Genomic DNA, 12,094 nt, shown 5'->3' with positions numbered 1-12,094 from the left:
TGGAACTGCTTTGTTCAGCCAATCGGTTTCTCGATAGTTCCACGGGTCACGCGGAAGACCGAGCCAAAAGCTTGAGTGTACTCCTGCTCGTTCAGCTGGCCCTTCCCGTCCTTGTCGAGCTCGTTCCACGTCTTTTGGACATCTTCGATCTGCGGCTGGTAGCCGTTCGGTCGGCGCTCCATCTTGTCGTCGATGTACTCCTGCCGCGAGACAATTCCATCACCGTTGGTGTCGTCGCGGTTGAAGTTGCTCTCCGCCAACTTGGCGAGGAAAGCGGCTACTACCTCATCGTTGACCGGAGTTCCCCCACTGACCCGTGGAATCGAACTCGCCTGCTCTTCGGGAGTACCGGAGGCATCTTTTGATTTGGTTCGAGGCATAAAAAGCTGGTGAATTTCGGAAGCTGATCCTACGCGCATGGAATCTCCCTTTTTTGTTTGCATTGTTCCAGTGCGACAGAGATCTTGTGTGAGGCTTGACGATTTGCGCCTAGCATCGGGCATTGGCTTCAATTTTTAGGCAAGGAGTCCTTCTTTGCCTTTACCGGCAGTGGGACATGAAGCCGATTCATATACGCCTCCACGCCAGCCAGTATAGCCGTTGTCATCAGCGCGGCGATCAGAGCCCATTCAATCCAAAACATGACCGTATCCTTTGCTGTTGGTTGGTGAAGAGTTGGATACGCCTATCAATGTTGATGCGTACCAAGGCCATCCAACCCTTCGGCGAAGGTAAGCGCTACTGGAGGGCTCTGATAGATATACGTATAGTAACACTCTGTTCGCGCATTGCCGGAACAGTAGATCCGCCAAAACGTCTCAGACGGGACATGGATGACTCGATAGATCAGTCCGCTCGATACCAGCCTTACGTATACTTATAGCCCCTTCTTTCTCGACCTATGATCAAAGTGGCTGTCGAGGATCTGCCGGACATATAGCCACTCCGCGACAAGCATCGGCATCGGGATGGTCATCGCGCCTCCGTTCCTGCTGACACCACTTCAACGCGACCAAAGATCAAAGGCAAGACCGTGAAATCAACCAGTTTTCAAACCATTGCCGGTGTCACCGTTCCGGCGACCGACGTCGTTCAAACGGCGTTCGAATACGCGCGCAGACGGTATGAACCTTATCTGTTCAACCACGTTGTGCGCTCGTGGCTGTTCGCTGTCAGGATAGCTGACATTCAGGGCATTGAGCATGACAGGGAGGTCGTGGCGTTGGGCTCCCTGTTGCACGACATCACATTGAACGAGAGTTTCGTGGGACCCCGGAGGTTTGAGGTAGAAGCGGCTGATCTGGCTCGCGCGTTTGCGATCGACAATGGACTAGACACGCGCCGCGCCCAGCTCATCTGGGACAGCGTAGCCCTGAACTCGACGCCTTCGATTGGCTTGTTTAAGGAATCTGAGGTGGCCCTTTGTACGGCGGGAATAGGACTGGACGTGGTGGGGTTCCAGTATGAAGTCATTCCTGCGGCTGAGATACAATCGATCATAAAGTTCTTTCCGCGCCTTAAAATGAAGCAAAAGATGATCCGCTGCTTCTGCCACATGGTCGAGAGCGCTCCAGGAGCCAGTTACGGCAGCTTTCTAGCAGACTTCGGTCACCGTTACGTCGCAAAGTATTCAGCGCCGTCCGCAGTGGACATGGTGCTCGAAGCTCCTTTCGAAGAGTGACCGGGCGGCTGCGTGGCTCTGCTCGCGCCATTCGAGGGCAATGTCTCTTTTGCCCGCACGCGGCCATCCCTATGGAATAGTCATAGTGAAAACTTTCGTGGTGCTTCAGTCTACCTCATTAGTCCAGCACGCCTTAGCAAACTCATGTATAGCTGCCCTGAAGGTCCTCCCTGCGGTAGTTTTCAAGCGTCGCCTCCCCTCCTCCCGAACCTGCAAGGCGACACGCTTCGGTCATGCCCCTCCCAATCCGAAGCAGCGGAGAAGCTCCGCAGGCCGCCCCTTTCGGAGGGGCGGCCTTTTTCAACCGATCGCTACAATTCATGTCGTGGACGACAACCGCTTAATCCTCTGGCGCGCTGACGGAACTTGTCTGCCTTTTCCTGTCTTACTGCACAACTAGCCCGCCTTCGCCCGCCTCGGCGCAAGTAGCACAGCCGACGGCCTTCAAAGATCACTCGGGGCTGTCGACTCCCCAGCTTTGGAGCGAACTCGCGAACACGGGAGTCATACTGACATGCTCGCAATCGAGGCAGAACTCGCTTCACGAGGAGAGACCGCCTCAGGCGAGGAGTACCTCGGCCGCGAGACCAGCTCCCTGGTCGGCAATCATATGTGGGAAACGACCGCGACTGCTTTCGCACAGGCTCCACGCTTCTTCCAATCCGCTGGCGGCCCATACTCCGATCCAAACGGATTAGACCGAGATGACGATAGGTTTGCGTGCGAATTTGCGGCAACTATCCGAACCACTGCCGCTCGCTATAACAGCGACGCAAGCCTAGAATGCCTAGCACCAGCAGGATCACGTCCAGAAGCGGATGCTTTGTGAGCCCGCGCGGAGGGAAATAGCTCCGCATAGGACTACCGCGCTTCCGGCATTCCAATCCATTTAGGAGCGACTGGGACGCGCGTAGTCGTGAGCTTATCGATTAACATCTCCGGAGAAGATTCGCAGAGTAGGATTTCTCGGTGAACAGACTTTAGAAAGTGCTCGGTTACAAGACTGTCCAGAAAACCGTTCAATCCATCGAAGAACCCGTCTACGTTTAGCAGGCCGACCGATTTGCTGTGGAAGCCCAGCTGTGACCATGTCCACACTTCAAAGGCTTCCTCCAGCGTACCTATCCCACCCGGCAAGACTGCGAAACCATCTGACAGGTCGGCCATCATCGCCTTCCTCTCGTGGATTGAGTCAACCAGATGCAGCCTGGTCAATCCGCGATGTCCCACTTCCTGATTTGCAAGCTTTCGGGGCAAGACGCCAATGACCTCGCCGCCTTCGTTGAGCGCGGCGTCGGCGACGGCCCCCATCAAGCCGACAGAAGCACCGCCGTAAACTAACCCGAGGCCTTTTCGAGAGATTGTCCGGCCCAAGCTCACGGCAGCGTTCCGATAAGTCTCCGATCGACCAAAACTTGATCCGCTGAACACACAGATGCGCATGAAATGTTCCTTCAGGTAAATTGCAGCAAAGCGTCTGAAAGCAGTCGGACTGCCACTTCGCGTCTATAGATTTCAGTCGAGCGGTGATCGTTGATCGGAGAAATCTCTTTGACGAGAAATTCGCTCGCGCGTTCTAGGTTGGGTTGGTTGATGGCCTTGCCCAAGAGAAAGCTCGTGGTTGTCGGGCACGTCATCGGTCTCGGTCCCACAGCACCAAAGGCCAATCGCAGGTACTGGATGATGCCATTTTCTATTTTGACCACCATTCCCAAAGAGACTTTGGAGATGGCCTGAGCACGTCTAGGTCCAACCTTCCGGAAGAACTGGCGAACGTCAGCACCACGAGGCTGACGCGAAATCAAGATTCCCGTGATCAACTCCCCTCGGCGGAGCGACGTGCGGCCCGGCCCGGTGATAAAATCAGCGAGGGACTCGCGGCGCTGATACGCTTGATGGGAGATTTCCAGTTCTACACCCAGCGCACTCAGCGCGACCAGACCATCACCTGCAGGCGAGGCTGTCGCGATGTTCCCAGCTAGTGTACCTACATTGCGAACTTGAGCGCTGGCGACAGTGCGTGCGGCTTCGATGAGCAATGGCGCTTCCCGCATCACGTCTGCGTTGCACAGGATATCGGTCCACGTGACGAGCGGACCGATCACCAATCCCTGATCGGAACACCGAATGACGGCCAAACCGGTTTCATTAAGTCTAGTAAGGTCGAGAAACCTTTTATCGACAAGATCATGCTCGTGCCGAACCAACAGGTCGGTTCCACCGGCAATCGGAATGATGCCGGAATCGGCGGCCAATCGGGAAAGCGCGTAAGTAAGCTGCATGTCCCGCCTGGTCGTGACCACCAGGGGCGTCTTCCGTTCGGTCGGGATCGTCTCAAGTGCTTGGCGAATCTTGGCATAGCCGGTGCAACGACAGAGATTACCTTCAAGAGCGGCATCGAAACCGTCAGGCAGACCGAGTGCCACCTGTCCTGCCGCGGCGACAACGATACCGGGCGTGCAAAATCCGCACTGGACCGCGCCAGCTGTGATCATCGCACGCACTACATCTCGGCCTATTTCGGTTTCAGCCACAAACTCCACGGTTCGGACATCGTGTCCTTGGGTCGAAGATGCCAACTGAAGACAGGCGCAAATAGGCTTGCCATCCAGTAGTACCGTGCAAGCCCCGCATTCTCCTTCGCCACAGCCAAGTTTAGCACCGCTAAGACCAAGCTCGTTTCGTAGCACCTCCAATAGGGTTTGATTGCCTTCGTGCGTTTCATGAACGACGCCGTTGACCGTAAACATTGTCATGGCCGCTCTCCTTTCGCGAAAGGAAGGAGGGTTTCGGGACGGACTGGAAACACATCGAAACGCCGACCCGTTAGAGAGGCCAGAGCGTTCGCAGTGGCCGCAGCTACGGGTGTCAAACCAACTTCGGCGATACCACGTACTCCAAGCGGATTAGAGGGGCTTGGGGTACTGTGTAGAATCGTGCGTAATTTCGAGGGCACGTCCCGGATCGTTGGAATGATATAACTGGAAAGGCGGTCGTTCAGCACCATTCCGTCCTGAAGCGCAAGTTCTTCGAATAGAGCGAAGCCCAGACCTTGTGCGAAGCCACCCTCGACCTGCCCGCTGACACCATCGGGATTAATCACCTGGCCGGGATCGAGATATGTCTCCGCCTCCTCAACGGTGACTGCTCCTGTGACCGTATCGAGTGCAATGCGCACCAACTGGATGCCATAGGCGTAGTCGATGTGCGGCGCACCGATAACAAGACGCTGACGCAAGTCAGGCGAGTAGTGGGCCGTTTCTTCGATCTCTCCGTTCTCGCCCGCGTCGATCCGTTTCCGAACGGCACGCGCAGCCAACAGCACCGCACTTCCAGTCACCGCAACGGATCTCGAGGCGTTGGTAGACCAGGCGTTCATTTCGTCGGTCGAGCCGTTCTTCAACCGGACCGCATTCAACGAGCATCCGAGCGTGTCGGCGGCGATCTGCATGAACGCCGTTGAATTACCTTCTCCAAGATCGGGGGCGGAGCAGTCGAGAATAAAGCCGTCGTCCTTGTCCCGCCGAATGGACACAGTGGAACCTTGCTCGACGCCCGGCCCAAGCCCAAAACCCTGCCATACAAATGCAAACCCGGTTGCACGCCGGACGCTTCCATTGGTCTCCGGCGGGCTACGAAGAACGCTTTCGCGTGCTCGTTTGGCCAACCCATGTAGGCTAACATCCGAGGTGACGATATGGCCTGCGCCTGCACGGTCACCCTTCTTAAGGAGGTTGTGGCAACGAAACTCAAGAGGATCACACCCAAGTTTTCCGGCCAACTCGTCCATCGCCTGTTCTATGCCGAGGATAACCTGCGGATTGCCGAAACCGCGGAAAGCGGATGCGTTCCCATTGTTCGTATGCACGACCCGACCGCTTATCTCGGAGGCAGCGAACCTATACGGTCCCGGTGCATGTTCCGCAGCAAGTGTCAGAACGCTGGGCCCGAGAGTTCGGTATGCTCCGGTGTCCACTAGAATGTCAGCTCGGAAAGCAGTCACTTTGCCATCAGAGTCCGCTCCAACCTCCACTTCCACTTCGAAGCGATGGCGCTTAACCGAAAACGCGATGCTTTCACTCCTGTCGTAAGCCATGCGAGCCGGACGACCTGTGTGCATCAAGACAAGCGCGAGAACGGCTTGGACATTGAGATCCTCCTTTCCTCCGAACGCACCGCCCATGGGCGGGTGCTTCACCCAAATCCGATCCTCCGGCAGATCTAGGATCATCGCCAACTGTGACCTGTCCGCAAAAGGGTTCTGCCCGCCGCATGTGATACAGACCCTGCCCTGTTCATCGTAGAATGCGATGCCTGCCTCTGTTTCCAGATAGGCATGTTCCTGGCGGCCAGTAGCGTAGGCAATTTTTACCACATGCGCCGAAGCGGCCAGAACCGCCGGAACATCCCCGAATCCAAGGCGCAGTTCCGAACAGAGATTTCCGCCTTCATGAATATGAGGCGCATCAGCACCGAGCGCTTTTCGCGGGTCGAATAGTGTTGGGAGATCGACATATTTGACATCAATTTTAGCCAGTGCTGACCGCGCCTGTGCTTCAGTCTCGGCTGCTACGATCGCAATTGCGTCTCCGCAGAAACGAACAATTTCTTCACACAGCACCGGCTGATCAGGCGTCACGAGACCAAACCTGTTGATGCCCGGAACGTCGCGTGCGGTAAGGACACAAGCCACTCCTGCCGAAGAAAGCGCATCCTTCACTTCGATTCCAGCTAACCGCGCGTGCGGGCGAGAGCTTCGTAGAACCTTGACGTGAAGCATGCCTGGCAGAGACAAATCTGATGGATAGCAAAATGCGCCACGCGCTTTGTCATAGGCATCCCATTTGACGACGGATTGTCCGATCATACTCATGGTCTCCAACATAAGTTCGATGATACAATACGATACGTAGCGAAGCAATATAAATCGATACGCGGCGTTGCGAAACTGTCGATTACCTATACAGTGGGTTCAGATGGATATGACGAGGTTAACTGTGGGAGAGACTAAACAAGCAGGCCGACCGCGCAGGGAGGAAATCAGCGAAAAAGCACGCGGCGCGGCAATACGCCTGGCGCGGGAATTGGGCGCGGAAAAAGTCACGATGGAAGGCGTCGCTTCACAGTCAGGGGTCGCAAAGACAACGCTGTATCGGCGCTGGCCCAGCGCCCCACATCTCGTTATGGATGCTTTTCTTGCGGATCTGCATCCTCTGATCGCCTACCGCCACGGCGAAACGCTGCGCCAGACCCTGATCTACGCGCTGACGGACCTTGCCTCTGCTCTCGATAGCAAGCGTAGAGAGCTCCTGTGCCATCTGATTGGAGCGGCTCAGTCCAATTCCCAGCTACGTCAAGCTTTCTGGGAAAGCTGGATACGCCCCCGTCGGGAAGAGGGTTTGAAAGCAATGGCGGCGGCGGGTGTGATCCGCGAAAGGGGGGAGGTCATCCTAGATTTGCTGTTCGGCGCATTCTACTACAGGATGTTGATACCCTATGCTCCGATCGACGCAGAATGGATCAAAGCCATTGTTGGTAATGTTCTTCCGGACGAAACCCCAGAGAAATAAAAGGTTCAGCAAATCTTCGGTGTCTTCGCGTCTCCGTAAATATCCGGATGCGGCAGCTTGTGCCGACGCCATCGCTATCTTCGGTCACGGACGGCAGACAGACAGGGTGCGCAGACATGATCATGGCATTCTGTTCATTCAGCTCTTAACGGAAACCAACGGTTCTTAACATGCCAGCCGCCTCTTCCACGGGGTATGATCCAGGCAAATTGTTTCCGAGGAGCCACGATCAATGAACTCGCAACTTTCCGAAGCGCGGTGTCAACCAGCCACTTCTTGGGCCCTTCCCCCGGCGGTCGTAGCTTTCCTTCAGGCTGTAAACAACAGCGACGTCGTCCAAATGTTGGAGCAATTCGCCGAAAGCGCGGTCGTGAACGACCAATTCGAAGAGTTTCAAGGAAAATGTTCCATCGAGGATTGGAGCAGGCGAGACGTCATCGGAATGAACATGAACATCTCGGTGTCGGATGTCCGGCAACGGCCCGCTGGTGTAATCCTCACAGCCGAGGTTAAGGGAAGTTTCGAAGGATACGGCCTTCCCGAGCCACTCGTCCTGCTGTTCTACGTTACCCTTCACAACGAGCAGATCGAACAGTTGATCATATTGCGTAAGGCTCTGTGAGGGTCACCCGCAAGTGATTGTAAGCCTACGATGATGTGAGCGTAGAGCTTAACCAACCCACGAGCACCTGAGCGGCGAGCAGAGATATCCCCTGCTCGCCGCTTAGCGTTTCGGGGTAAAACAAGGCCGAGGCGGTGATGCGGTTACACCTAAGGGTCGTCGGCTCGGAAACATACAAAGACGCGCCGTTACCGCCTTCTCATATCAGCCGCGCGATCCCTGGGTCTGGGACGCCATCCTGTCCGTAGCACGCTGTCCCCCCGCCCTTCCCGATTCCGCACCGCTAACAATCGGCAACTTTTAGCGCGGCATAGGTCAGCCATCGGCACTTCCAGCACGACCGAACACCAACATTACTTCGCAAATCAAAACACATCTGAACTCGCTCGGCGCGCCGATGTCTACCAAAGTTCATGGGCTACCGAAACACATTCACAACTCGGAGAATAACGCCATGGAACTGCAAACCGCGACGACAACCGAAGGGTTCGACATCTTCCGCGAGGCGACCGCGTTCATCATCGACGGCGACCCACAAACCCGGCTCTCACTTTTGCGCCTCTTTACCGACTACGGACTGGAGGCTCAGGCTTTTGACGATCCGCGTGATTTCCTGGCATCGGTGGCCGACGACGCTCGCGGATGCATCGTCCTTGGAAGCAGCCTTCCTACCGGGTGTGGCCTCGACTTCCATGATCGGCTCTGCCAGCTGGACATCAATCTGCCAGTGATTTTCATCAGCCAGGATAACGATGTTCAGAAAAGCGTCAGGGCTATGAAGGCTGGCGCAGTTGACTTCCTCCTCCAACCACTCGATCGCGGCGAAATTCTCAACGCAGTGAATTACGCACTTAAGAAAGATGCGGAGCGGTTTGCTGCCGTGTCGGCGCGCCGAGCGGTTCTTTCGAGGCTAGCGACCCTCACACCAAGGGAAACGGAGGTTTTTGAAGCCGTGACCAGCGGGCTGATGAATAAGCAGATCGCCTACAATCTCGGAGTTAGCGAGATTATGGTAAAGGTGCACCGCGGCAAAATGGTCCGGAAGATGAAAGCCCGCTCCGTCGCCGAACTCGTTCGAATGCACGAAATCACACGCGATGGAGGCCGCGCACAGGAGCGGCAGTCGTTCAGAATCGTTCATTGAACGACAGTATCCTTGGCTCGATCGTGGCGTACATTCGCCCGATCGCGGCCTATCGAACACGGAAAAGGCGACATCACGTTGAGCCGTTCTTTGCGGGCCCTGACATCAGGCTATCACGGGGGGCCGACTTGAAGCGTCAGACGCCGCTCACTAAGTTGGCCTGGGCCCGACGGCTCGGTGCTCCTACGGCGAGCGCCGACCACGCAGTGTTTTCTTTTTGAATATCTATCAAACACTAGCATGCCAGAATTGAGGAAAAGAAAGAATGAGCGAGTTAGTTCCGTCGACGGTGAACATTCAATCGGTACGTCTGTTCGAAGACGTGCACCACTATTGCACCTACGCTGATGGTCGTGTCGAAGAAGGATGGGGCCTCGCATGGGTGGCTGCAACGCTGGAGAAGCATTTCGATGGTGACCAGGGCAGCGCGCTGCAGTTTTTCGGACGGATCCACGAGTTCGTTAGAGACAATCAAGTTGAGGAGGAGGATCAGGTCAGCGTGGAGATCAGACCGGATGGTGAAGTGGTCAACATCGAGATCCGGCGTAAGGGGCACAAACCGATCCGGTATCCAAACGATTTCATTTTCTACGAGTCCACGCTGTGGGCTTTCGAGCCGGTTGAAGAGACCGTGGCTGCCTGACCGCCGGACCATCCTCGCTGAGGTTCTCATCGGCGACATCGCACTGTGCTACATTTAGCATTGGCGAGGTCTATTCCGATGAGGTCCGTCTGCGGCGTCTCCGACGATGGGGAGAACGGCGTGAAGTGGTCGCCATGCCGTGTTTCGTTCCGAACTCTCTCTGTTCCTATCCCATGACAATAGGTGCTTTTTGAAAGCTTGGATCGTCAGTGACCTGCACGTCGCCCACGCGGAGCGTTTGCCTGCGAACTCGATTGAAATCCCAGATGCCGATATTTGCCTATGTGCTGGCGACGTCGCTGGTTTCATCCAGATGTCACTCGACTTCCTCGTGACGCGGGTCGAGCCGATAATGCCCGTGCTCATGGTATTGGGCAATCATGATTGCTACGGCAACACGATCGACAACGCCCTTGCGACTGCCAGGAACCTTACCGAAGGAACACGGATTTCGGTCCTGGAAAACGAAACCAAAGTCTTCGGAGACGTGCGCGTTGTCGGTGCAACGCTATGGACAGATTTCGAGATTGAATGGGGCATCAAAGAGGAGGTTTCGTTGCCGGATCGTCGAAAGATGGCGATTGATGTCTGCAAACGATACATGGTGGACTTCCGCGAGATATTCCGTTCCGACTGGCACGAAACCGGTATGCCGGGATTGCTGATGGCCCGAGAGCTGATCACTCGCCACGTTACCAGCCGAGCATTCATCGAGGCGCAACTCGCGAAGCCGTTTCACGGCACGACAGTCGTGCTCACGCACCATGCGCCATCGCCAAGATCTCTGGATCCGAAGTTTCATGGGCAAGAAACCAACGCGGCATTCGCGTCGGACCTCACACCGACAATCCGGAATGGAAAGCCCGACCTATGGGTCCATGGCCATATCCACCGCTTCATCGACTATTACGAGGGTAGTACCCGGATCGTCTGTAACCCGCGCGGATATCCATACGAGCGAGAGAAAAATGGTTTCCAAGCGGGTTTTGTCATCAATATCTAGCCAAACAGTAAGTGACGCCCACCGTCAGAGAGGAGAAAAAATGTTCTCAGCGGTGATAGCCTCGATCCCTGCTGTTCATTCAGTGGATACTTCGTTGTAGCGCTGAGGTACACGGACTCTCAGGCCAACTGCGGGGTTCTCCAAGGCGCAGAACAGGAACGCGAGACTATGGATTTTGCTGCCCGCGCAGACCAGCAGCACGCTCGCCCCGGGCAGATCGCTCACCGCGGAGATCCAAACCCTGCCCTTAGCTGTCTAATGCGCAGAAAACTGCGACGCCGCACCAAACGAGGCATCCACCGACCGCAGGAACAATGCTTCAAAGAGTATGCGGTAAATTTGCTGTTCGACTAGCCAGGATCAACCGGCACATTGGATATCAGCGGGTGCGTCCCTCCCCGGACAGTCTACGCTTACATCAAATCTTGCCGTTGGACGTCCGGCCTCCAGCCGCACGTGAAGCCTCCACTCACGTACGCTGTTGTGATGTGCAGTTGCTGCCGCAGGTGATCACGGTCCACCAGGAGCGTCGAGATCGCGGCGTGCAAGTCCGCGAGAACGCCGGTTTGCCCGTCACATCACAGGCCTCCTTCGCCAATCGTCCTCAACTCTCAAGCTACGGAAAATCCTTGACTTCGCAGCAAGTATTAGACCGTCCAGGTACCTATTTTCTTGGCTGTATAGCCGGTCAAACGCCCGAATGTAGACATCAACCGCCTGAGCGAGTTCTTTCATCGCAATGTCGCATTGGACCCAGTTCTGGTTTGACTCTAGCTTCACATACTCCACGCCACACGCGAGATTGTACGCGAACTCGATATCATCCTCGATTTCGAGGTTTGCGCTGTGTAGGGATCGCTGGCGGAGCCGCTGATCGCAATCCATGATCATTGTCGTGAATTTTTCTGGTGTCGCCGCAGTGAACTCAGGCTCGTCCAAAAGGGCCTCGTGCCCACTTCTTGCGAAGTCGCTGTCATCGCAATTCTTCGAAAATGGTGGAGCCTTATAGGTTGAAAGCACGGTTTCCTTGTCGTGCGTAGGTAAGGGAAGCACGGCACCGCCCTCATGGAAAAATAAGTGTGTTGCTCCAGAAAACGATTGACCAAGAACGAGGTCGATTTCGGGCGTTCCGTGATCAGGCACTTTCGAAGATGATCGTGTCTCGCACTGGATTAACAGGCCGCCCTCGAATGGAGCACACGCATAGTCCATTTTGAACCTATCGCTCCGGAATAACCACTCGACGGCAAAGGGTGAAAGATGAAATAGGCTGGCTTCGAAAACCTTACGCGGCATGAGGAACGGTTCATATGGACTTCACTGGGTATGATGCTCAGCTGAATACGCGGCCTTGGCAAGCCAAAAAAATGACATTGCCTAATACATTTATGAATCGCCTCCGCCCTCCACGGCCCTATTCACAGCAGGCAC

Annotated in this window: 12 protein-coding genes; 6 read left to right on the top strand and 6 right to left on the bottom strand. The window is 55.5% G+C overall.

Features of this window, described 5'->3' with window-relative positions; genetic code table 11:
- Positions 1 to 14: 14 nt before the first annotated feature.
- Positions 15 to 419 (bottom strand): EF-hand domain-containing protein, encoded by a 405-nt coding sequence (locus QTA58_RS19245; protein WP_289670277.1) that lies wholly within the window; start codon positions 417 to 419, stop codon positions 15 to 17.
- An 89-nt stretch (positions 420 to 508) separates the two neighbouring features.
- Positions 509 to 643, bottom strand: a complete 135-nt coding sequence (locus QTA58_RS19240) for a hypothetical protein (protein WP_289670275.1) — start codon at positions 641 to 643, stop codon at positions 509 to 511.
- A gap of 390 nt (positions 644 to 1,033) precedes the next feature.
- Here QTA58_RS19240 and QTA58_RS19235 point away from each other — a divergent pair, with 390 nt between their 5' ends.
- A complete protein-coding gene (locus QTA58_RS19235; RefSeq protein WP_289670273.1) occupies positions 1,034 to 1,681 on the top strand; it encodes an HD domain-containing protein in 648 nt (215 codons plus the stop codon).
- An 861-nt stretch (positions 1,682 to 2,542) separates the two neighbouring features.
- On the opposite strand, the gene QTA58_RS19230 is transcribed toward QTA58_RS19235, so the two are convergent.
- From QTA58_RS19230 to QTA58_RS19220, 3 genes are read right to left on the bottom strand one after another with little or no spacing between them, the layout of a single operon-like run.
- A complete protein-coding gene (locus tag QTA58_RS19230; RefSeq protein ID WP_289670270.1) occupies positions 2,543 to 3,124 on the bottom strand; it encodes a TIGR00730 family Rossman fold protein in 582 nt (193 codons plus the stop codon).
- Between the two features lie 11 nt (positions 3,125 to 3,135).
- Positions 3,136 to 4,437, bottom strand: a complete 1,302-nt coding sequence (locus QTA58_RS19225) for an FAD binding domain-containing protein (protein WP_289670268.1) — start codon at positions 4,435 to 4,437, stop codon at positions 3,136 to 3,138.
- Complete coding sequence (locus QTA58_RS19220; protein WP_289670265.1) at positions 4,434 to 6,554, bottom strand: molybdopterin cofactor-binding domain-containing protein; 2,121 nt, start codon at positions 6,552 to 6,554, stop codon at positions 4,434 to 4,436. The genes QTA58_RS19225 and QTA58_RS19220 overlap by 4 nt, the downstream gene beginning before the upstream one ends.
- Positions 6,555 to 6,657: 103 nt before the next feature.
- Between QTA58_RS19220 and QTA58_RS19215 the strand changes: the two genes are divergently transcribed.
- The 5 genes from QTA58_RS19215 (at position 6,658) to QTA58_RS19195 (ending at position 10,663) form a co-directional block, all read left to right on the top strand.
- Entirely contained in the window at positions 6,658 to 7,251 is a 594-nt protein-coding gene (locus tag QTA58_RS19215; protein ID WP_289670264.1) for a TetR/AcrR family transcriptional regulator, read from the top strand.
- Positions 7,252 to 7,483: 232 nt separating this feature from the next.
- Complete coding sequence (locus QTA58_RS19210) at positions 7,484 to 7,873, top strand: hypothetical protein (RefSeq protein WP_289670263.1); 390 nt, start codon at positions 7,484 to 7,486, stop codon at positions 7,871 to 7,873.
- A 454-nt stretch (positions 7,874 to 8,327) separates the two neighbouring features.
- Positions 8,328 to 9,017: a LuxR C-terminal-related transcriptional regulator gene (locus tag QTA58_RS19205; protein ID WP_289670261.1), complete on the top strand. Its 690-nt coding sequence runs from the start codon at positions 8,328 to 8,330 to the stop codon at positions 9,015 to 9,017.
- A 265-nt stretch (positions 9,018 to 9,282) separates the two neighbouring features.
- Positions 9,283 to 9,660 carry a hypothetical protein gene (locus QTA58_RS19200; protein WP_289670258.1) on the top strand — a complete coding sequence of 126 codons (378 nt, stop codon included), beginning with the start codon at positions 9,283 to 9,285 and terminating at the stop codon, positions 9,658 to 9,660.
- A gap of 139 nt (positions 9,661 to 9,799) precedes the next feature.
- The gene (locus tag QTA58_RS19195; protein WP_289670256.1) at positions 9,800 to 10,663 is read left to right on the top strand and encodes a metallophosphoesterase; all 864 of its coding nucleotides are present in this window, start codon (positions 9,800 to 9,802) and stop codon (positions 10,661 to 10,663) included.
- Between the two features lie 573 nt (positions 10,664 to 11,236).
- Here QTA58_RS19195 and QTA58_RS19190 read toward each other — a convergent pair.
- Positions 11,237 to 11,959 (bottom strand): hypothetical protein, encoded by a 723-nt coding sequence (locus tag QTA58_RS19190; protein ID WP_289670255.1) that lies wholly within the window; start codon positions 11,957 to 11,959, stop codon positions 11,237 to 11,239.
- Positions 11,960 to 12,094: the final 135 nt, after the last annotated feature.

Origin of the sequence: Neorhizobium sp. CSC1952 (assembly GCF_030378245.1) — a bacterium.
In the GTDB taxonomy this organism is placed as follows: domain Bacteria; phylum Pseudomonadota; class Alphaproteobacteria; order Rhizobiales; family Rhizobiaceae; genus Neorhizobium; species Neorhizobium oryzae_A.
The sequence above is the reverse complement of the archived record's forward strand: the minus strand, read 5'-3'. Positions and strand labels throughout refer to the sequence as shown.